This window comes from Orlajensenia flava (assembly GCF_004801905.1).
In the GTDB taxonomy this organism is placed as follows: Bacteria; Actinomycetota; Actinomycetes; order Actinomycetales; family Microbacteriaceae; genus Orlajensenia; species Orlajensenia flava.
The window spans coordinates 114,045-133,305 of sequence record NZ_SSSN01000005.1; the positions used below are offsets into that span (position 1 = coordinate 114,045).

The 19,261-nt window shown below is 69.0% G+C and carries 20 protein-coding genes and 1 pseudogene; 6 read left to right on the top strand and 15 right to left on the bottom strand.

What is annotated here, in order from left to right; translation table 11 throughout:
- Positions 1 to 48 precede the first annotated feature (48 nt).
- The 4 genes from E6C70_RS08245 to E6C70_RS08260 all read right to left on the bottom strand — a co-directional run bounded on the left by E6C70_RS08245 (position 49) and on the right by E6C70_RS08260 (position 5,175).
- On the bottom strand, positions 49 to 1,011 hold the full coding sequence (locus E6C70_RS08245; RefSeq protein WP_235833350.1) for an ECF transporter S component: 963 nt from the start codon (positions 1,009 to 1,011) through the stop codon (positions 49 to 51).
- Positions 1,008 to 3,383: an ATP-binding cassette domain-containing protein gene (locus E6C70_RS08250; RefSeq protein ID WP_168770886.1), complete on the bottom strand. Its 2,376-nt coding sequence runs from the start codon at positions 3,381 to 3,383 to the stop codon at positions 1,008 to 1,010. The genes E6C70_RS08245 and E6C70_RS08250 overlap by 4 nt, the downstream gene beginning before the upstream one ends.
- The gene (locus tag E6C70_RS08255; protein WP_136424074.1) at positions 3,383 to 3,931 is read right to left on the bottom strand and encodes a hypothetical protein; all 549 of its coding nucleotides are present in this window, start codon (positions 3,929 to 3,931) and stop codon (positions 3,383 to 3,385) included. The genes E6C70_RS08250 and E6C70_RS08255 overlap by 1 nt, the downstream gene beginning before the upstream one ends.
- Positions 3,932 to 4,320: 389 nt before the next feature.
- On the bottom strand, positions 4,321 to 5,175 hold the full coding sequence (locus E6C70_RS08260) for an SDR family oxidoreductase (protein ID WP_136424075.1): 855 nt from the start codon (positions 5,173 to 5,175) through the stop codon (positions 4,321 to 4,323).
- A 133-nt stretch (positions 5,176 to 5,308) separates the two neighbouring features.
- On the opposite strand from E6C70_RS08260, the gene E6C70_RS08265 reads away from it, so the two are divergent.
- Positions 5,309 to 5,815 (top strand): methylated-DNA--[protein]-cysteine S-methyltransferase, encoded by a 507-nt coding sequence (locus E6C70_RS08265; RefSeq protein ID WP_136424076.1) that lies wholly within the window; start codon positions 5,309 to 5,311, stop codon positions 5,813 to 5,815.
- Between the two features lie 13 nt (positions 5,816 to 5,828).
- Here the strand turns inward: E6C70_RS08265 and E6C70_RS08270 are convergent, their stop codons facing one another.
- Positions 5,829 to 6,032, bottom strand: a complete 204-nt coding sequence (locus tag E6C70_RS08270) for a hypothetical protein (RefSeq protein ID WP_136424077.1) — start codon at positions 6,030 to 6,032, stop codon at positions 5,829 to 5,831.
- Between the two features lie 159 nt (positions 6,033 to 6,191).
- Positions 6,192 to 7,037, bottom strand: a complete 846-nt coding sequence (locus E6C70_RS08275; protein WP_136424078.1) for an alpha/beta fold hydrolase — start codon at positions 7,035 to 7,037, stop codon at positions 6,192 to 6,194.
- A gap of 97 nt (positions 7,038 to 7,134) precedes the next feature.
- On the opposite strand from E6C70_RS08275, the gene E6C70_RS08280 reads away from it, so the two are divergent.
- Positions 7,135 to 7,710: a TetR/AcrR family transcriptional regulator gene (locus E6C70_RS08280; RefSeq protein ID WP_136424079.1), complete on the top strand. Its 576-nt coding sequence runs from the start codon at positions 7,135 to 7,137 to the stop codon at positions 7,708 to 7,710.
- 48 nt (positions 7,711 to 7,758) lie between these two features.
- Here E6C70_RS08280 and E6C70_RS08285 read toward each other — a convergent pair whose 3' ends face one another.
- The 7 genes from E6C70_RS08285 to E6C70_RS08315 all read right to left on the bottom strand — a co-directional run bounded on the left by E6C70_RS08285 (position 7,759) and on the right by E6C70_RS08315 (position 15,755).
- Positions 7,759 to 8,703, bottom strand: coding sequence for an NADP-dependent oxidoreductase (locus tag E6C70_RS08285; RefSeq protein ID WP_136424080.1), 945 nt, complete (start codon positions 8,701 to 8,703; stop codon positions 7,759 to 7,761).
- Positions 8,704 to 8,793: 90 nt separating this feature from the next.
- Positions 8,794 to 10,101 (bottom strand): MFS transporter, encoded by a 1,308-nt coding sequence (locus E6C70_RS08290; RefSeq protein WP_235833351.1) that lies wholly within the window; start codon positions 10,099 to 10,101, stop codon positions 8,794 to 8,796.
- Between the two features lie 37 nt (positions 10,102 to 10,138).
- Positions 10,139 to 10,459 carry a TetR-like C-terminal domain-containing protein gene (locus E6C70_RS08295; protein WP_136424082.1) on the bottom strand — a complete coding sequence of 107 codons (321 nt, stop codon included), beginning with the start codon at positions 10,457 to 10,459 and terminating at the stop codon, positions 10,139 to 10,141.
- Positions 10,460 to 10,733: 274 nt separating this feature from the next.
- Entirely contained in the window at positions 10,734 to 12,257 is a 1,524-nt protein-coding gene (locus E6C70_RS08300) for a GntT/GntP/DsdX family permease (protein WP_136424083.1), read from the bottom strand.
- Between the two features lie 36 nt (positions 12,258 to 12,293).
- Positions 12,294 to 13,022 carry a gluconokinase gene (locus E6C70_RS08305; RefSeq protein ID WP_328590823.1) on the bottom strand — a complete coding sequence of 243 codons (729 nt, stop codon included), beginning with the start codon at positions 13,020 to 13,022 and terminating at the stop codon, positions 12,294 to 12,296.
- A 337-nt stretch (positions 13,023 to 13,359) separates the two neighbouring features.
- Positions 13,360 to 14,805, bottom strand: coding sequence for an HNH endonuclease signature motif containing protein (locus E6C70_RS08310; RefSeq protein ID WP_136424084.1), 1,446 nt, complete (start codon positions 14,803 to 14,805; stop codon positions 13,360 to 13,362).
- A gap of 371 nt (positions 14,806 to 15,176) precedes the next feature.
- Complete coding sequence (locus tag E6C70_RS08315) at positions 15,177 to 15,755, bottom strand: dihydrofolate reductase family protein (protein WP_136424085.1); 579 nt, start codon at positions 15,753 to 15,755, stop codon at positions 15,177 to 15,179.
- A 110-nt stretch (positions 15,756 to 15,865) separates the two neighbouring features.
- On the opposite strand from E6C70_RS08315, the pseudogene E6C70_RS08320 reads away from it, so the two are divergent.
- The 4 genes and pseudogenes from E6C70_RS08320 to E6C70_RS08335 form a co-directional block, all read left to right on the top strand.
- Positions 15,866 to 16,252 (top strand): annotated as a pseudogene (locus E6C70_RS08320) (ChaB family protein); the annotation flags it as partial.
- 90 nt (positions 16,253 to 16,342) lie between these two features.
- Complete coding sequence (locus E6C70_RS08325; protein WP_136424087.1) at positions 16,343 to 17,092, top strand: nucleoside/nucleotide kinase family protein; 750 nt, start codon at positions 16,343 to 16,345, stop codon at positions 17,090 to 17,092.
- Positions 17,093 to 17,197: 105 nt separating this feature from the next.
- A complete protein-coding gene (locus E6C70_RS08330) occupies positions 17,198 to 17,500 on the top strand; it encodes a DUF427 domain-containing protein (protein WP_136424088.1) in 303 nt (100 codons plus the stop codon).
- A gap of 184 nt (positions 17,501 to 17,684) precedes the next feature.
- Positions 17,685 to 17,867, top strand: coding sequence for an antitoxin (locus tag E6C70_RS08335; RefSeq protein ID WP_136424089.1), 183 nt, complete (start codon positions 17,685 to 17,687; stop codon positions 17,865 to 17,867).
- 44 nt (positions 17,868 to 17,911) lie between these two features.
- Here E6C70_RS08335 and E6C70_RS08340 read toward each other — a convergent pair whose 3' ends face one another.
- A complete protein-coding gene (locus E6C70_RS08340) occupies positions 17,912 to 18,229 on the bottom strand; it encodes an NAD-dependent epimerase/dehydratase family protein (RefSeq protein WP_136424090.1) in 318 nt (105 codons plus the stop codon).
- A 131-nt stretch (positions 18,230 to 18,360) separates the two neighbouring features.
- Positions 18,361 to 19,242, bottom strand: a complete 882-nt coding sequence (locus E6C70_RS08345; RefSeq protein ID WP_136424091.1) for an aldo/keto reductase — start codon at positions 19,240 to 19,242, stop codon at positions 18,361 to 18,363.
- Between the last annotated feature and the right edge of the window lie 19 nt (positions 19,243 to 19,261).

The following is a 19,261-nucleotide window of genomic DNA, read 5'->3' on the forward strand; positions in this document are numbered from 1 at the left end:
GCGCGGGGTGGCCCGTCGGGACTTCCGCCTGGGCTCCTTCTGCGCAATTCAGGAGTGCAGGTGTGTCGCCGGGTCTCCGGCCGCTGGCTCGGGCGCGACACGCTCTCCGCTCCTGAATTGTGCGGCGGGCGTTCGGCCACCGAGCCGCCGTCCCGGGCGCGACAGCTTCGCCCGACGGAGCGCCGCAAGGGCGGCGGGGCCGGCCACGAGGATGCCGACGACCGTCGTGATCGCGCGCAACGTGTCCCACGTGAGCGTCGACGTGACCAACGTGTACAGGCCGAACGATGCGAGGTTCTGGCCCAGCGGCGCACCCGGTGCGTACGAGATGTCGGTTCCGGTTCCGACGGCGAACGGCCAGAACCACAGGTTCATGATGAGCCCGAAGGCGTAGGACGCGAGGGCGCCGTAGAGCGCGAGGATGCCGGCTTCGCGCATCCGTCGCCCTCGGCTCGGCGAGACGGATGCCGTCCGCGCGCCCGGAATCAACGCCGCACCGGCGCCTACCCACCCGCAGGCGAACATCTGGAACGGGGTCCACGGGCCGAAGCCGCCGAACACCGTCGACGACAGGGCGATCGTGAGCATGCCGAGGAGAAACCCGAAGCGGGCGCCGTATGCGCGGCCGGCGAGGATGAGCAGGACGAACACCAACTCGACGCCGCCGACGCCCGCTCCGGCGACGCGGGTGGCGGTTCCGATGGCCGTGAGCGTGCCGAGCAGCGCAAGTGTCTTGGCCGATCGCACCCGGCCGTCGAGGGCGAGGCCGAGCGCGACGGCGGCGAAGGGGATGACGGCCAGCGCGGCGATCGGTGCGGCGTCTCGGGCCTGCTGCGGGAGTGCGGGGACCACGAGGGGCCAGCAGAACGCCGCGGCCGCGATCACGTTGCCGGTGACGAGGAGCCAGGTCGACCAGCCCGGCCGACGCGTGCTGCTTGATCGTCTCGGCTTGGCCAGCGGGGCGTTCGGCTCTCCATTCGTCTCGGGCCCGGTCATGTGCTGGGCGGTCACGTCACCACCGCCTCGGAGGTCGCCAACCGGCCATCCTGCATGCGGATGCGGCGATCCGCCACGGCAACGGCGAACTCCGCGTCGTGGGTGGCGATGACGACCGCGGCTCCGACATCCGCTGCCCGGCGCAGGGCGGATGCGACGAGGGAGGTCGCCACCGGGTCGAGGCCGCGGGTGGGCTCGTCGACGAGCAGCACCGCGGGTGCGGCCGCGAGCTGGATGGCGAGCACGAGGCACCGTCGCTGACCGACCGAGAGGTCGCGCGGATGGCGGTCGCGTACCCACGCGGAAAGTCGGGGCGCCGTGCGGGAGCCGGAGAGCGATGCATGGGTAGGGGTGGAGGAGGTGCGGGAGGCAGGGGTAAGGGGGGTGGGGGCGGCAGGGGTTGGAGAGGTGCGGGCGGCGAGGGTGCGGATCGTGATGCGCGTGGTGCGGGTGGCGAGGGTGCGGATCGGGATGCGCGTGGTGCGGGTGGCGAGGGTGCGGATCGGGATGCGCGTGGTGAGGGTGGCGAGGGCTTCGGACCGGGCGGGTGCGTCGGCGAGGTCGGGCAGGAGGGTGGCGAGGGCCTCGGACCGGGCGGGTGCGTCGGCGAGGTCGGGCAGGAGGGTGGCGAGGGCCTCGGACCGGGCGGGTGCGGCCGCGAGATCCGGAAGGAGGGTGGCGAGGACTCCGGCCGTCGTACCGCGCGGTAGGCGACTGGTGCGATCGTTCCGCCGGCACTCCTCGTCGACAGTGAGGCAGAAGAGCAGGTCGTCCGAGTCATCCGGCACGAGGGCGACCCGGGCGCGCAGAGTATGGCGGCTGAGTCCAGCCGCATCCGTTCCCCCCACGATGACCTGCCCGCCTCGACGCGGTCGGGCGATCGCCTCGAGCAGGCTGCTCTTGCCGGCACCGTTCGGGCCGTGGATCGCGACGATCTCGCCAGCGTCCACCGCGAGTTCGGCATCCGTCACCGGGACGGACGTTCCGTGAGCGACGCTCAGTCCCACTACCTCGAGCGAGGGGGCGCGGCGGGCCAGTTCGCGGAGATCGGATGCGACACGCCGCGCGGGCACGGCGCGCATCGGCGGGTCGGCGCCCGCATCCGCCGACTCGTCACGGGCCGCGCCCACCGGCCGAAGCGTCCCATCCGTGATCGCGAGCACCTCGTCGGCCACGGAAGTGAACTCGGCCGCGCGGTGCTCGACGACGATGACGCAGACGCCGGCCTCGTGCGCCAGCCGGTCGAGCAGGGCGACCACACGTGTGCGCGCCGCGGAATCCAGGTCGGCGAGCGGCTCGTCGACGAGCAGCAGACTCGGCCGCTGGACGACCGCGCTCGCCACCGCGACCAGGCTCGCCTCGCCGGCCGACAGCGCGCGCAGGCTCCGGCCGAGCAGATGACGGATGCCAACCTGCTCGGCCACCCCCGCCACGCGGGCAGCGACGATCGTGGGCGACACCCCACGCACATCGAGTGCGAACGCGATCTCGTCGTCGACGGACTCCGTCGCGAATCCCATCGCAGGCCGCTGCATCACGACGCCGACGAAGCCGGACGTGTCCCGTGGCGGTACGGCGATGCGATCGAGCCCGCCGACCCGGATCGGGCCCGTCGCCCAACCGTCGTCGACGTGGGTGTGCAGTCCGCTGAGCGAGTGCAGCAGCGTGGACTTGCCGCTGCCCGTCGGCCCGACCACGAGAGTCAGCGTGCCCGGCATCCGTTCGAGATCGACGTCGCGCAGAATGACATCCGGTGCGCCGGGGTACCGCGATTCTTCATCCGGTTCGGCGACGCCCGCTCCGCCGCCGCCCTCGAACCCGATCGACACGTCCCGGAGCACCACCGGCCTCTCGCATGCGCCCTCCCGAGGATGACCGGCGGCGAACCCGCGCACCTCCATGGCGGCGGCCACCGCGACGGCGCGTTCGATGGTCCGCTCGAACACGGGAACCACGAGAGATGCCACGCCGCGCTCGCCGCGGAGGGCGCGCGCGGTGCGGACCGAGCGCACGGCATCCGTCAACTGCGGAAGCGTCGACCAGGCGATCACGAGCGCCCGCGCCAGACCGCTCAGCGGACCTCCCCGCGCGCCGCGCGCGAACACCCGGGACATGTCGATGACGGATGCGACGACGCCAAACGCCAGGATCGCCGCCGCGATGGGCACTGCACTGAGCGCGGCCGAGCCCAGGCCGCCGAGGGTGATCGGTCCGAGCAGCGTGACGTGCGCGAACGGGGGCGGGAGGTACAGCAGCGGAAGGTCGATCAGCACGACATCCCCGCCGCCGACGCCGCCGAACAGCACGCGGTAGACCACGCGCAACACGATGAACCCGACCGCGAGAGCGGCGGCCGTGCGCAGCGGGCCAGCGCGGAAGCGGAACATCAGGGGGAGGGCGTCGCCGGTTGCTCGTTGATCTGGAACAGCAGCTCGAGCTGCTCGCCCGGCTTCAGCTGCAGGGTGCTGAGGCCCTCGGTGGCGTAGGCCCATTCGCCGCCGGACGGCTTCGTCCAGATCGACCAGTATGCGAACGCCGCGGGCATAGCGCCGCACGTCTCGCGGTAGTCGGTGCCATCGGGCGCGGGGATGACGGTGTCGGCGGATGGCTCACCGTTCACCCGGCAGACCACCTCGTCGGGATACTGATCGGTCCCCTTCGTCGTGATGCCCGCCTTCGAGAGGGCGTCGGCTGCGCCGATAGCGCTCTTCGTGTCGACGCACGTGGACGTCGCGAGATCCGTCTTGCCGGTGTCGAGAGTACCGGCGTCGATGACGATTCCGACGCCGGAACAGTCGCTCGCGTCGGCGGTCGCGGATGCCGGGGCCGAGGAGGGCGCTTCCGAGTTTCCGGCGGGGGAGCCGCTGGCGCATCCCGAGAGTGCGAGCAGCCCCGCTGCGGCGACGAGCAGGAGGTGGGCTGTTCTGGGACGCATGTGCCCAGCGTAAGGGGAAAGTCGAGGCCGTTACGCCCGAGGCAGGCCGCGGCCCGGGACGGACGGGTCAGCTCGACGCTTTCGGGTCGGGACCAGTCAGCGGAGATCGGATGCGACACGCCGCCCCGGTGCGGCGTTCCACGGCGAGTCGGCGCCGGCATCCGCGGACCGTGTCGAATCTGACCAAGCCGGACCGGACCGGGCGAGGGGGCCGCGAGCGCGCGAGACGGACCGGTCAGCGGAGATCGGATGGGACACGCCGCCTCCACCCACGCGTCTGACGGCGAGTCGGCGCCCGCATCCGCCGATTGGACCGACCCTGACCGAGCCCATTAACCCCGGGCGCCGGCCTCCCCAGCGACCGCATCCGCAGCGGTCGGTCCGCCGCGTCAGCGAATCGCGCGCAACGCCTCGGCGAGCGGCGTCGTCGGCCGGCCGATCAGGCGGGAGAGGGTCGGGTCGGCATCCGCGAGCACGCCGTCACGGATGCCGGTGTCGATCGCGGCGACGAATCCCGCGGTGCCCGCGTCGAGTCCGGCCGCCTCGAGTATCGCGACATGCTGTGCGGTGTCCAAGTGGGTGTAGCTCACCTCGCGACCGACGATCTCGCCGATGGTGGCGGCGAGCTCGTCGAACGTCCAGCTGTGATCGCCGGAGAACTCGTAGACCTCGCCGATGTGACCGTCTTCCAGCAGCACGGCGGCGATGCCGTCGGCGTAGTCGGCACGGGTCGCGCTCGCCACACGACCGCCGCCGGTGCTACCGGCGAGCTGCCCGGTCTCGGCGCCGCGGGCGAGGTCGGCGGCGTAGTTCTCGGTGTACCAGTTGTTCCGCACGATCACTGCGGGAACCCGGGACGCGGCGATGAGCTCCTCCGTCTCGTTGTGCTCCGGTGCGAGCACGAAGTCGGCGGTCGTCGCGTGCGGCGCGCTCGTGTAGACGAGCTTGGCGACGCGTGCAGACGCCGCCGCGTCGATGACGTTTTGGTGCAGCGCCACACGGCTGCCCGCGACGGGCATCGAGATCAGCAGCACGTTCCGCACACCCTCGAGGGCAGCGGCGATGGACTCGGGCTCCTCGAAGTCGACATGGGCGATACGGGTGCCGCGAGCCTCGAGGTCTGCGACCTTCGACGGGTCGCGTACGCCGGCGATGATCTCGCTGGGCTCCTCGCCGCGGGCGAGCAGTGAGTCGATGACGAGGCGGCCGAGGTGGCCGCCGGCTGCGGTGACGAGCGTGGTCATGGGGATCCTTTCAACGGGTTCGTTGGTGCCAACCGCTGCGGTGTCCACTTACTTCCCGCGACGGTGCCAGGCGGCGTCCGCCATGTCCGATTCCCGCCACGGGTCTCGGACGCCGCGGGGTCAAGATGGGTTCATGATCATCCGCCACACGACCATCGTGACCGCCATCGGTGAGCTCACCCTCGTCGCCGACGGCGATGCCCTCACGGGCGTCTACTTTCCCGGCCACTGGCATCCGCCCGTCGCGGACACGATCGGACCAGTCGTCGAGGCCGACACCGATCCGCTCTTCGTCGCCGTCCGTACGGAGCTCGCCGAGTACCTCGACGGCGACCGCACGACATTCGACGTTCCGGTCCGCACGGCGGGCGATGCCTTCCAGGAGCAGGTCTGGGCGATGCTTCGTGAGCTTCCGTTCGGCGAGACCACGACGTACGGTGAGCTCGCCGAGCGCCTCGGCGACCGCACCCTCGCGCGACGAGTCGGTCAGGCCGTAGGGCGTAATCCGGTGAGCATCCTCATCGGATGTCACCGCGTGGTCGGCAAGGACGGCGCACTCACCGGCTACGCGGGCGGGCTGGAGCGCAAATGGCGGCTGCTCGAACTCGAGGGTGCGCTCGTCGAGCGCACGTTGTTCTGAGTGGCTGCAGCGCTCAGTGCCCGGTGAGCAGCAGGGCGGCGGCCCCGACGACGGCGAGCAGCGCGGGCACCGCTCGGAGCACGGTTCGCTCGCGGTGAGCGATGCGAGCGAGGTCCAGGCCGGGCGGTAGGAGTTCCGCGATCGAGCGTTGGGGAACGCGGACGGCCTCATCGTCGAGGACGACGGCATCCGGTGAGAGGGCGGGTAGGGTCCGCATGGGCTCCATCGTGGCAGCGGAGTTCGGCTGTCCGCAGCCCCCATTACGAGCGTCGTGGGGCGGGGCTTGCGCAGGTGTTCATCGGCGTCCGTCGGCGCGACGTCGGGACCCCGCGTGGCAGGGCCGGGCGACCGTCTACGCCCGGCACCGCCGATGCCGTCAGCCGTTGATGAAGTCCAGCAGGATCTTGCTGGCCTCATCCGCGTGGGTCGTGAGGAATCCGTGCGGTGCTCCCTCGATCTCGACGTAGGTCGCATTCGGCACCAGCTTGGAGAACGGACGACCGGTCGCGTCGATCGGCAGGACGTTGTCGGCGGTGCCATGGGCGATGAGGACGGGGATGCCGGCATCCGCGACGGCTGCGACATCGGCTCGGAAGTCGGTCGCCCACGTCGGCACGGCGGCGAACGCCGCATACGAGCCGCCCGCACCGGCGACCACCATGTCGTGGTCGACGTGCTCCTGGCTGATGCGCGATCCGAGGTTCTCGTCCAGGTTGTAGAAGTTCTTGTAGAACGCAGCGAACCAGGCGTAGCGATCCTTCTGGGCCGTCGCGACGGTGTCGTCGATGAAGGCTTGGTCGATCGCGCCGTCGGGGTTGTCATCCGTCTTGAGCAGGAACGGTTCGAGGGAGGCGAGGAACGCGACCTTCGCGACGCGCCCGATGCCGTATCGGCTCACGTAGCGAGCCACCTCGCCGGTGCCCATCGAGAACCCGACGAGCACGGCATCCGTCACGTCGACCTCGTCGAGCACGGCGTTCAGGTCGGAGGCGAACGTGTCGTAGGCGAAGCCCACCGTGGTCTGCGTCGAACGGCCGAATCCACGCCGGTCGTAGGTGATGACACGGTAGCCGGCCTCGAGGAGGGCGAGTTCCTGTGCCTCCCACGAGTGTCCGTCGAGCGGGTAGCCGTGGATGAGCACGACGGGCTGCCCCGACCCCTTGTCCTCGTAGAACAGCTCGACGCTGTTGCTGTTCTCGGTGCCGACGGTGACGTAGCCCATGGGTCTCACTCCTTCGCGATGTGCAGGAGAACGATCGTTCTCCGGCTTTCCTCCACCCTAGAGAACGATCGTTCTCATCGTCAAGTACACTGGGCGCATGGACTCGATCGTCGCGACGAACCCCATCCTCAGGATGCACGTCGTCGACGTCGCCGAGCGGCTATACAACGCTCGTGGGTTCCAGGCGGTGTCGATGGACGAATTGCGGGCCGAGGCCGGGGTGTCACTGAAGAAGTTGTATGCCCTGTTCCCGTCGAAGGACGCCATCATCGTCGCGGTGCTCGAGACGCGTCACGCGGAGTGGGTGGAGGGCGTGACGGATGCTGTCGCTGCGGCGGCCGATCCGCGCGCCAAGATGCTCGCGGTCTACGACTGGCTGTCGACCTGGTTCTGCGAGGACGACTTCCGTGGCTGTGCTTTCATCAACGCGTTCGCGGAACTCGGCGGGATGTCGCCAGCGCTCGCCGATATCGCGCGCGAGCACAAACTCGACTTCCAGACCTACGTGGCCACGCTCGTGAGGGCGGCGGATGGACCCGACTATCTCGCTCCGCAGTTGGCCATCCTCGCCGAGGGTGCTCAGACCACAGCGGCGATCGCCGGCACGCCGGAGGCCGCCGATCAGGCGCGGGCTGCGGCGTCGGTGCTGATCGACGCAGCGCTGGCCGCCTGAGCGCTGGCCCCCGACGTCTGCTGGGCTAGTGCCCGCAGGGCGAACGCGTCACCCCGCCGCACCCCCATCGGACACCTCCAGCACCACCTTCCCGAGCCCGCTGCGCTTCTCCACCTCGCGGTAGGCATCCGCGACGCTGTCGAGCGGATAGTGTGCCTTGATCGGCAGTTCCAGTTCCCCGCGGGCCAGCTGCTCGGCGAGTGTCGACACCACAGCCGCCGGGTCATCGACGGTCGCCATCCCGTCTCGGTGTGCACCGACGCGTCCGCCGCCCTCGAAGTCGATGATGGTGTCGATCCGGTCGGGGTCGACGCCGAGCGCGACTGCCAGGTCGACGTAACCGTCGCCGTGGGTGTCGAGCATCGCGTCGACGCCGTCGGGCGCCAGTTCGCGGATGCGTTCCTCGAGCCCGTCGCCGTATTCCACCGGCTCGGCGCCCCATCCGCGCAGCACAGCGTGGTTCGCCTCGCTGGCGACCGCGATCACGCGCGCTCCCGTCTGGACCGCGAGCTGGGTCACGAGGGTGCCGACGCCTCCGGCCGCGCCGCTCACCACGACGGTCTCGCCGGCATCCGGATGCACCGAGCGCATCATCGCGACCGCCGTCGTGCCCACGACGAACAGCGATCCGGCCACCGCCCAGTCGAGCGCCTCGGGCTTGGGAACCACGCGATCGGCGGGCAGCAGCGCGTAGTCAGCCTGAGCGTTGCGCGCGTCGGAGAGGCCGATCACCTCGTCGCCGACCGCGACATCCGTCACCGAATCTCCGACAGACGCGATGACGCCAGCGAGGTCGCTGCCCTGCCCCTCGGGAAAGTGAGCCGGGAACCGATCCTTGCCGGCACCGGAACGGATGGGGACCTCCCCCGGATTCGTGCCCGCCGCCACCACGCGCACGACCACCTCGTCCGCCTTCGGGCTCGGTTCGTCGACCTCCACCACCTTCAGCACGTCGACGTCACCGTATTCGTCGAACTTCACCGCTCTGGGCATCCTGGCTCCTCTCGCCATGCCTCCATCTCAATCCCGGAGGGGCGCGAATGCACGGGGTTGACGGCGCTCGACACGGCACCGAGGTGATCGTCACCGGGCCCGGTCGAGCCCGATGTGCACCCGTGTACGGCGCCGTTCGAAGACGATGAAGAACGCACCGAGCGCCCACAACGGAACCTGCGTCAGGAACGCGATGCGAAACGCTCCGAGGCTGTATGTGTCCGGCGTGCCGGCGCCCTGCAGGTCCATCGCGATGCCGATGAGCAGGATGGCGAGAAGTGCGGCGAGGAACCCGCCGACGTTCACGATTGCCGTCGCGGTGCTCAACCGGTGGCTCGGGTTGAAGGTACGAGCGACGTCGAATCCGATCATCGATCCCGGTCCGCCGGTGCTCATCGCGATCGCCAGGAGGATGAGCAACCAGACCGGAGAGGGACCGGGCCACGCGATGACGGCCAGCCACGCCACCACCTGCACGCCGATGATCGGCAGCACCAGAAGCCGCGATCGCCGATTCGGATGTCGGCTCGAGAGTGCGCCGATGACAGGTCCGGCGAGCATGCCGCAGATGACATATACGGTGAAGACGAAGGATGCAGTCACCGGCGACAGCCCCTCGCCGACGGTCAGAAACGGGAATCCCCAGAGCAGCACGAAGGCAGTACCGGCGAACGGGGTGGTGAAGTGCGTCCAGAACGCAAGTCGGGTCGCCGGATGCCGCCATGACTCCCCGATGCCCTGACGCAGGTCGGCGGCTGACGTCACCACTCGGATGGCGCCGGTCTCGGTGTCGACGGAGACATCCGCCTCGCGACCGGGAGGGCGGTTGCGGATGACGGCGAACGTGAGCACGGTGAAGAGCAGTCCGAGCCCGGCGAGGCTGCCGAACGCGATGCTCCAGCTGGTCGCGTGCAGCAGGGCGGCGAGCGGCAGGATGGCCAGCAGCTGTCCGGCCTGCCCGACGATGCCGGTGAGCTGCACGAGGAGCGGTGCCTGGCGAGCGGGGAACCATACCGCCACCACACGCAGCACGCTCGGGAACACCGCGGCATCACCGGCGCCGACGAGGACGCGAGCGAGGATGGCGATGCCCACATTGGGTGCGAACGCCATCACGAGCTGCCCGGCGGCCATGACGATCATGCCGAGCGTGATGATGGGTCGGGCGCCGAACCGGTCGAGCAGGAGCCCAACCGGAATCTGCATCGACGCGTAGACGAAGAGCTGGATGACGGCGAACAACGACAGGGTCGACGCATCGGCGTGGAACCGCACGGCGGCATCGACGCCGACGGCCGAGAGCGAGCTGCGGTTGGTGACCGAGAGCACGTAGGCGCCCACGCCGACCGCCCACACCAGCCAGAGCCGCCAGGGTGCGATGGAGAGGGAACGGGGCACGGAATCCTTCAGGGAGACGGATGCCGCGCCGATTGTTTCAGCGCGGCTCGACGAGCGGCAGGAAGATCTCGTCGACGAACTCTTCGATCGTCTCATCCGGAACCGCCTGCAGCGTCATCAGCAGCTCGTGACGGAACAGGTCGAACGGCAGCGACGAGATGCGAGGGGTGATCCGCGCGGGATCGATCTCGCCGCGCTCTACCCCGCGGGCGAGGATGACGTCCATGTCACTGCTCGGACGATCGCCGAGGACGTCCCTCCGCAGATCGGCGAACGTGGTTCCCGCGTTGGCGAAATACGCGCCGCGACTCAGGCCGACGAGGGGGATGAGGGGAACGCGCTGCCGATCTCGCGGCATCTCGGGAGCCGCTCCGCAGAGCGTGACCGACCTCCGTGTCACGCCGCGCGACGCGGGCGAAGGGTGTTGAACGTAAGGAACGGTGCGGGGATGCGGTAGAGCCCGACCTCGAGCCCAGCGAATCCGGCATCGCGCACGACCTGCTCGAGGTCCCGCTCACGAGCAGCCTCGCGGGTCGACCTCCTGATGCTGCACCAGCCGGGGCCCGACTGCTTCGACGAGCCATCGTCGCCTCTCAGGCGCTGGTGCACTGATCGCTCCGCCGTCGGCGCCGCTACACCCCGCCGAACAGGAACGACAGGCCCAGCACGCAGACGAAGCCGACCACCGAGATGATCGTCTCCATCACCGACCAAGTCTTGATGGTCTGCCCGACCGTGAGGCCGAAGTACTCCTTGACGAGCCAGAATCCGGCGTCGTTCACGTGCGAGAAGATGAGCGAACCGGCGCCGATCGCGAGCACCAGGAGCGAGAGCTGCACCGGCGGAATGCCGCCGGCGAGTGGTACCACGATGCCGGCTGCCGTCACCGTCGCGACGGTCGCCGATCCGGTCGCCAGACGGATGAGCACCGCGACGATCCAGCCGAGCACGATCACGGAGATGTTCAGGGCGACCGCGATCTTCGCGATGGCGGTTCCTGCTCCTCCGTCGACGAGAACCTGCTTGAAGCCGCCGCCGGCCCCGACGATGAAGACGACGCCGACGATGGGGATCAGGCTCTGACCGATCTTCTTCGTGAGCGTCGCGGCGTTGAATCCGACGGTCGTACCGAAGGTGACCATCGCCACGAGCACCGCGAGAAGCAGCGCGACCACGGGGTCGCCGAGAAACTGCAGAGGCAGGTAGAGCCAGAACTTCGGGTCCATCCAGATGTCGGACGCCGAGCGGATGAGCATCAGCGCGACCGGGAGCAGGATGGTGAACAGCGTCAGACCGAAGCTCGGTGTGCGGGTGGCATCGGGATCCTGAGCCTTGCCGGTCTCGTCGTCCGTCTCGGCGAGGCTGACGGTGCTGCTGCCGCCCCCTCGGGTCTCGCTGCTCCTGCCGCCGCCCTGCGCGCTGCGGCTGCCACTGCTGCCGCTCGTGACGGCGAGGGCGGCGCCGGATGCCTCTACCGGCACCCAGCGGGCGGCGACCCGGGCGAACAGCGGCCCCGCGATGACGACGCACGGGATGGCCACCAGCAGGCCGAGGGCGAGGGTGGTGCCGACATCCGCTTTGAGCACGCCGATCGCCGCGAGCGGGCCGGGGTGCGGCGGAACGAATCCGTGCAGCACCGAGAGACCGGCCAAGGCGGGGATGCCGAGAAGCATCGCCTTCGTCTTGGCCCGGCGTACCGCGAGCATCACCACGGGAATGAGGAGCACGAGGCCGATCTCGAAGAACAGTGGAATGCCGATGATCGCGGCGATGAGTGCCATCTTCCAAGGCAGGGTGGCCGGCTTTCCACGCAACAGGGTCTCGACGACGCGGTCGGCGCCGCCGGAGTCGGCGAGCAGCTTGCCGAGCATCGCGCCGAGGGCGATCAGCACGCCCACGTAACCGAGAACGCCGCCGACCCCGGTCTGGTAAGAGGCAGAGACCTTGGCGAGGTCGATTCCGGATGCCACGCCCACAAACAGCGCGCCGATCGTCAGGGCGAGGAAGGCGTGCAGCTTGAGCCAGACGATGAGCACGACGACGATCGCGATGCCGATCGCCGCAACGATCAGGACCACGGTGTCGTGGCCGTTCCACGGCTTGTTGACGTCGTCGGCGGTGTGGACGAGAGCTGCCAGGGCGGATTGTGCGAGCATGCCGTCTTCCCCTTTCTTCGATGCCGCCGCACGACTCTACGCGACGAGCAGGCCTAGTTTCGTGACGATCTCGCGGGCGATCGCTCGCGGAGCTGGTCCGACGTCGACTGTGATGACTCCCTCGTCGGGAGTCGGCACCTCGAGCGTCTCGAACTGGCTGTGCATGAGGGATGCCGGCATGAAGTGGCCCTGGCGGGCGGTCTGGCGTTCGGTGATGACGCCCTCGGCTCCGCGCAGGTAGACGATGCGCACGTTGCCGTTGCCGTTGCCGTTGCCGCTGCCGCTGCCGGTGCCGGTGCCGGTGCCGCTGCCGGTGTCTGTGTCTCTGCCGGTGTCTGTGTCTGCGCCTGTGGTGGTGTCTGTGCCAGGGATGCTGCCGCTTCCGTTGCTGTTGCCGCCGCTGGTCCCGGCTCGGCGCAGCACGTCGCGGTAGGAGCGTTTCAGCGCTGAGCAGGTGATGATGCCGCTGCGGCCTTCGGCCAGCTGGTGCGCCATCCACTGCTCGACGATGTCGAGCCACGGCCAGCGGTCGGCATCCGTCAGCGGCTCTCCCGCGGCCATCTTCTTGACGTTCGCCTCGGGGTGCAGGGCGTCGCCCTCCTCGAAATCCCAGTGCAGCATCTCGGAGAGGATTGCGGCGACCGTCGTCTTACCGCTGCCCGAGACGCCCATGAGCACGACGACGACGGGATTAGCTTGTGAGCGCTCGTCGTCGACGGTCATGCCGTACAGCGTGGCACCTCGATGCTGGCCTGTCTTCCTCATGGACGGGAAGCTCCGTCGAGGGCTACACTCCGCCGAAGCTCAGGGGGTGGGCCGTCTGTCGCCGTCGTCCGCCCGCGCCGCTCGGTCCGCTGCGTCGATCCGGTCCGCCGTGCCGCTCGGTCCGCTGCGCCGCCCGATCCACTGCGCGCCCGATCCACTGCGCCGCCCGATCCGCCGCGCCGCCCGTCATCCGCCGTGTCGATCCGACCCGCGGCGTCCACCTGGGCGGCTGCGTCGATTCGTGCGTCGTCGTCGCGGTCGCGGTCACGGTCTCCTTCACCGTCCGTGAGCCTCACCCGGTCGCGCGGCGATGGTGCGAGCGGCCGGCGCATCCGTTTCATCCGGTGCGAGCGAGGGTGGGCATCCCGAACCGAACTCGACCGCCGAGCCGCGGTCTTCGGTCGGGGTCGACGTGGGGCGGGGGAATGAACCAGACGCCGTTCATGGTGGCCCGGATGCCCCAGCCTTCACGGTGGATCCTGTGGTGGCAGAAGCTGCAGAGCATCACGCCGTTGGCGATGTCGGTGGGGCCGGCGTCTCGTTGCCACCAGCGGATGTGGTGCGCGTGGACGTAGGCGATGTTCTGGCCGCAGCTCGCGCATCCGCCATCGCGTTCGGTCAGGGCGATGCGCTGGCTTCGGCTGAAGCGCCTGGCGCGCCGACCGACGTCGAGGGGAACGCTCTCGGTTCCGAGCACGGCGGGGATGAGGTCGGCGGCGCCCGCTGCACGCCGGAGCGCTCCGGCGGAGAGCGGCTGATCGATGCCGTCGACGGTTCCTCCGCCGAGGCCGGAGCGCAGTGTCTCGAGGTCGACGCGAACGACGGCCGTGACCGACGCGAGCGGCGGCAGGGTCTCTGCGCAGCCGAGCGCATGCTTCGCGATCTCGGTCAGGGCGTCGGCCTGGCGCTGGGGGATGGTTCGGTTGTCGTCGACGACCGTTCCGGAATCGTCGCTGGCAGCGCCGCCGTCGGGGCATCGACCCGACGCCGACGTCTCGGCATCCCTGCACGCCTGCTTCGCTCGCAGACCATCGGAAACGAGAGCCTCGATCGCTGCCTTGAGCGGAGCCGCCGATTCGGGATCGAGTCGGGCGACGACGTGGATCATGCCATTGCCGTCTTCGCGGATGATGACGGATCGATCGAGCCAGCGCTCCTCGTCGCGAGGTTCTGCTCCGTCTTGATCGAGTTGGGCCTCGGCGTGCTTGATCGCTCGCTTGACCAGGTGCAGGGGGAGTTCGGCCGCGCGGATGGCGAGAATCTCTTCAACGTCGTCGGCCACCACCGGATCCGCGCGAGGAGCGACCCGGTCGAGCATGGCCGTGATGGCCGCAGCGGCCTCTACACTGATGGCACCGGATTGCAAGCCCGCGGCCACGTGAGGATGAATGGCGGGCCGTGGGGTGCCGCTGAAGTCCTGCCGCGTCATCGTGGCTCTGCCCACGGCGAGAAGCCGGTCGACCTCCGCGGCGCTACCCCCCGTGGCTGCCGCGAGAAGCTTGGTGGCGTTGTGGAATCCGTTGCTCTTCGCCAGCCCCTCAGTGCCGAACTCGGCGCCGGAACGGCGGCCGACTTCGGCCGCGAGACCGGCCAGAAGGGCGTCGGCATGGCGGCGGAGTTGGCAGGCGGCATGCGTCACGCCGATGAGGCCGTAACCGACCATGCTCTCGATGTCGGACTGCGCGCTCGTGGGGCCTCCGGTGGAGGGTACGGCGCCCGACCACGCGCCGCCCAGCGCTGCGAGGTCTTCCTGCAGCGGGGCCAATGCGGTCGGCGTGTTCATGCCTTGAGTCTTGCAGCACCCACCGACATTGATGGTTGGGTCAGTTTACCGATCTGATCGGGAGATACTTATCCACAGGGGCCGTACCGGAAAGTCAGCCTGTGGAGGAGACACACGCCGACGACCACCTCGAAGGCCCGACCCAAATGAAGCCGACACACGGGCTCGACGCGAAGCCGACGATGATCGGAGGCCCGACCCAAATGAAGCGGACACATGGGCTAGGCGCGACGACGACGTTGGGAGACCCGACCCAACCGAAGCCGATACATGGGCTAGACGCGACGACGACGACGTCGGAGGCCCGACCCCAACCGAAGCCGATACACGAGCTCGACACGCCGCCGCCGCCGCCGACGACATCGCACACCTCACCGAACAGAAGGACGGTACACGAGCTCGACGCTGCGCCCATCGAACGTGCGACTCTCGAGCAACTCGAGGTCGAAATCATCCGCCCCGCGCAGAATCGGGCTGGTGCCGGTTCGTCCCGAGATGACCGGGAAGATCGTCACCTGCAGGCGATCGACCAGCCCGGCCTTCATCAGGGCCCAGTTGAGCGACAAGCTGGCCTGGGATCTCAGCGGAACGTCCGACTCCTCCTTCAGCCGCGTGACGATGTCGATGGCATCGCCGCGCTCGATCGTCGCGTCGGGCCAGCCGAGGGTGTCGTGCAGCGTCGAGGAGATCACGGTGGCCGGCATGCGCATGAGCCGCTGGTTCCACTCGTCCAACGAGTTCGGGTCGAGCCCCGACAGCATGATCTCGGTGACCTCGCGTAAGGTCGTGGCTCCGTAGATCATCCGCTGCTCGGGTTCGAAGACGGATGCCCGGTGCTCGAGCAGCTCGGGCCCCTGCTTGCTCCAGTAGCCGCCCCAATCACCGTCTTCGCTGTACGAGCCGTAGCCGTCGAGCGTCGAGAACACATCCCAGGTGTAGAGCGCGGTCATCTCAGACTCCATTCTTTCCCTGAATCCATCATGGCGACTCGTCGCCGAAAGCGCATCGGTAGAGCCTGCTCGGCCGGCGGCGTACCGTGAGAGGCATCGAAGGAGGACCCATGCCCGCTCGCGATGAGCTGCCGTCGACGATCGCCCGGTCGCCGAAGCACGCGCAGGACATCTGGATCGAGACGCTCGACTCCGCGGTGAAGACATATGGGGAGGGCGAGCGCGCACGTCGCACCGCATTCGCGGCGCTGAAGCACCAGTACGAGAAGGTCGGCGATCACTGGGAGGCGAAGGCCGAGTGGGGTCCGAGCGACAAGGGCGCGACCGATCGCAGCGGTGACACGGCCGGCGGCGTCGACGCGAACGCGTCGAAGAGCCATCTCTACGACCTCGCCAAGCGCCTCGACATCGACGGGCGCTCGCGCATGTCGAAGGACGAGCTCGTCGAGGCGATCGAGAGGGTCAACGAGCGCGAGACCCGCCACGCCCGCGAGAGGGAGAACAAGCGCGAGACCCGGCCCGCCCGTGGGACGAAGAACGAGCGCGAGACCCGGCCCGCCCGTGAGACGAAGAACTCACGATGAGCGATGCCGCGACACGACAGCGATAGCGAGGCGCCGGATGCGCTCGGAGATAGCGAGCGGCCGGATGCGCTCAGCTATAGCGAGGCGCCGGATGCGCTCGTCGATCGCGTGCGGGCGCTCGCGGCAGCGGCATCCGTCCCCCGCATCCTGATCGGCATCACCGGCAGTCCCGGAAGCGGAAAGACCACCCTCGCGACAGAACTGGTGCACCGATTGGTGGTCAGCGGAACGGAGGCAGCGCACCTGCCGATGGACGGATTCCACCTCGCCAACTCCACGCTGGATCGGCTGGGTATCCGCGATCGCAAGGGTGCCATCGACACGTTCGACGGATGGGGCTTCCTCGCCCTCCTCGACCGCGTGCGCGCCGAGACGGGCCACACGGTCTACGCGCCGAGCTTCGACCGCGCCGTCGATGAGCCCGTGGCCGGAGAGATCGCCATCGAGCCGACCGTGCGCGTCGTCGTCGTCGAGGGCAACTACCTGCTCGCCGACGCCGAGCCGTGGCACCGCCTGCGACGGCGGCTCGACGAGGTCTGGTTCTGCGCGACGGCGGAAGACGAGCGGATGCGCCGACTCATCGATCGGCACATCCGTCAGGGGCGCTCACCCGCGGCGGCGAGGGCATGGGCGACGGATGTCGACGGCGCGAACGCCCTCCTGATCGAACCGACACGCGAGCGCGCCGACCTCGTGGTGTCGTACGCGCTGCCGGTCGGTGAGGCGGGGAGCGAAGCTGCAGCCGGATCGTGACCGTAAGGCGCCCCGAGCGCAACCCCGTCGACACGCTCCGCGGTGAGGAGCAGGCTGCAGAAGGGCCGGTCAACCGATCGGCATCGATCGAGGAGATGTTTCTTCATGAAGGCAGTGCTCAACGGAACCGTTCTCGCCGAAGCGGACAAGGACGACCTCATCCAGATCGAGGGCAACTGGTACTTCCCGCCGTCGAGCGTCGACACCAGCAAGCTCGAGAAGAGCCCCACGGAGTACACCTGCCCATGGAAGGGCGAGGCTCAGTACTTCAACGTCGTCGACGGCGGCACCACCGTTCAGGACCAGGCGTGGTCGTACCCGCACCCGAAGGAGGGCTCTCCCGAGCGCGTCGGGCAGGACTTCGCCGACTACGTCGCGTTCTGGAAGGACGTCTCCGTCGAGGAGTGACCCCTGAACATTCGATCCGTGCGCCAGGGCTCGCCCGTCGGCGATGACGTGCGCGCGCGAATCGGATGCGTGAGCAGGCCCACCCACACGGGCGATGCGGATGCAACCCCTCGGCCGGTCGCCCGGGGCGGCGCAGACTGACGACAGGTCGTCGACCGGCGGCCGACGAAAGATGGAGAAGCTCATGGCAGACCTCGGGAACCTCGGCGATAAGGCGAAGGATTTCGCGAACAGCGACAAGGGCGAGCAGGCCAGCGACGCGGCGCTCGACAAGGCTGGCGACGCCGCCGATTCGGCGACGGGCGGAAAGTTCAGCGACAAGATCGACGCCGGGCAGAAGGCAGCCGACGACAGGATCGGCGAGTAGACCCGGGCCCGGGAGCGCCCAGCCGATCAGCGACTCCCGGGCCCCTAACGGGTGGATGCGACGCGGAGGGATGGGCAGCGCCCCTGGAGGGCTACTCCATCGCCTCGCCGAGCGTAGACGTTTCCGAGCGCCTCGAGTGCCGCCTTGGACACGCCGTGATAGGTGTCGGGCCGGGCGACGAGCACCTGATCGGCGGACAGTCGGCCGTACGGCACGAACCCGACGGCGTTCACCGAGCTGGCGAGCAGAACCCGCCGCACTCCCGCCCGCCGCGCCGCCGCGAGGACCTTCTGCGTGCCATCGATGTTGAGGGCGAGGATGTCGCTCCATGGTCGCTCGGCTCGGTGCGCCGCGAGATGGATAAGCGTCGACTTGCGTCAGACCCGGCGATCGAGGTGACACTTTCTGTCGGTTCGGATGCCGCTGAACCAACAGAAATTGTCACGTGGAGCGGTGCTCGCCGATGGGCTCCGTTCCGAGCGCGGTGGCACGCTCAGGACTCGGGAATGACCATGTCGAACCGCTCCGGGCGAGCCACGTCGGGGTCCGGCCCGCTGCGGATGCCGGTGTCGAGCGCGTCGATGCTCGCGAGCTCGTCGGTGCTGAGCTCGAAGTCGAACACGTCGAAGTTCGCCGCGATGCGCTCCGGGTTGACCGACTTCGGAATGGCCGAGCGACCGTTCTGCAGGTGCCACCGCAGCATGACCTGTGCCGACGACTTCTCGTGGGTTTGCCCGATCGCGGCGATCGTCGGGTCGTCCATGACGCTCTTGCGCTCATCGCCGAAGCCCGGGTAGAAGGTGATGCCGCCGATCGGCGACCACGCCTGGGTGAGGATGCCACTGGCCGCATCCGCCCGCTGCACGTCGGGCTGGCTGAAGTAGGGGTGCAGTTCGATCTGGTTGACGGCGGGCACGACATCCGTCTCCGCGATCAGCCGCTCGAGGTGGTGAGGCAGAAAATTGCTCACACCGATAGCGCGCACCCTGCTATCGGCGAGGAGGGCCTCGAGGGCGCGGTAGGCGGCGAGAGTCTTCTCGAACCGATCGGTCGCCGGCTGGTGCAGGATGAGCAGGTCGAGCGTGTCGACGCCGAGCTTGCCCACCGACTTCTCCCACGCGTGCAGCGTTTCGTCGTAGCCGTAGTCGCTCACCCACACCTTGGTCTCGATGAACACGTCGGAGCGGTCGAGGCCTGAGCGACGGATGCCCTCGCCCACCTCCTTCTCGTTGCCGTAGCCGGCCGCCGTGTCGATGAGACGGTATCCGGCGGAGAGGGCGGCCTCGACGGCAGCGGTGGTTTCGTCGGGTGCGGATTGGAAGACGCCGAGCCCGAGAGCGGGCATGGTGACGCCGTTGTTGAGGGTGAGTTCCATGCGTTTCACGTTACGCCCC

Excerpts from the sequence above, each read along its gene's own strand:
- E6C70_RS08260 (WP_136424075.1), bottom strand. The coding sequence starts at position 5,175 with ATGACCACGCTCGTCACCGCAGCCGGCGGCCACCTCGGCCGCCTCGTC.
- E6C70_RS08270 (WP_136424077.1), bottom strand. The coding sequence starts at position 6,032 with ATGCGGACCCTACCCGCCCTCTCACCGGATGCCGTCGTCCTCGACGAT.
- E6C70_RS08250 (WP_168770886.1), bottom strand. The coding sequence starts at position 3,383 with ATGTTCCGCTTCCGCGCTGGCCCGCTGCGCACGGCCGCCGCTCTCGCG.
- E6C70_RS08305 (WP_328590823.1), bottom strand. The coding sequence starts at position 13,022 with ATGAGGAAGACAGGCCAGCATCGAGGTGCCACGCTGTACGGCATGACC.
- E6C70_RS08325 (WP_136424087.1), top strand. The coding sequence starts at position 16,343 with ATGCCGCGACACGACAGCGATAGCGAGGCGCCGGATGCGCTCGGAGAT.
- E6C70_RS08330 (WP_136424088.1), top strand. The coding sequence starts at position 17,198 with ATGAAGGCAGTGCTCAACGGAACCGTTCTCGCCGAAGCGGACAAGGAC.
- E6C70_RS08265 (WP_136424076.1), top strand. The coding sequence starts at position 5,309 with ATGATCATCCGCCACACGACCATCGTGACCGCCATCGGTGAGCTCACC.
- E6C70_RS08255 (WP_136424074.1), bottom strand. The coding sequence starts at position 3,931 with ATGCGTCCCAGAACAGCCCACCTCCTGCTCGTCGCCGCAGCGGGGCTG.
- E6C70_RS08300 (WP_136424083.1), bottom strand. The coding sequence starts at position 12,257 with ATGCTCGCACAATCCGCCCTGGCAGCTCTCGTCCACACCGCCGACGAC.
- E6C70_RS08315 (WP_136424085.1), bottom strand. The coding sequence starts at position 15,755 with ATGACCGCGCTCTACACCTGGGATGTGTTCTCGACGCTCGACGGCTAC.
- E6C70_RS08335 (WP_136424089.1), top strand. The coding sequence starts at position 17,685 with ATGGCAGACCTCGGGAACCTCGGCGATAAGGCGAAGGATTTCGCGAAC.
- E6C70_RS08345 (WP_136424091.1), bottom strand. The coding sequence starts at position 19,242 with ATGGAACTCACCCTCAACAACGGCGTCACCATGCCCGCTCTCGGGCTC.
- E6C70_RS08275 (WP_136424078.1), bottom strand. The coding sequence starts at position 7,037 with ATGGGCTACGTCACCGTCGGCACCGAGAACAGCAACAGCGTCGAGCTG.
- E6C70_RS08310 (WP_136424084.1), bottom strand. The coding sequence starts at position 14,805 with ATGAACACGCCGACCGCATTGGCCCCGCTGCAGGAAGACCTCGCAGCG.
- E6C70_RS08295 (WP_136424082.1), bottom strand. The coding sequence starts at position 10,459 with ATGCCGCGAGATCGGCAGCGCGTTCCCCTCATCCCCCTCGTCGGCCTG.
- E6C70_RS08285 (WP_136424080.1), bottom strand. The coding sequence starts at position 8,703 with ATGCCCAGAGCGGTGAAGTTCGACGAATACGGTGACGTCGACGTGCTG.
- E6C70_RS08280 (WP_136424079.1), top strand. The coding sequence starts at position 7,135 with ATGGACTCGATCGTCGCGACGAACCCCATCCTCAGGATGCACGTCGTC.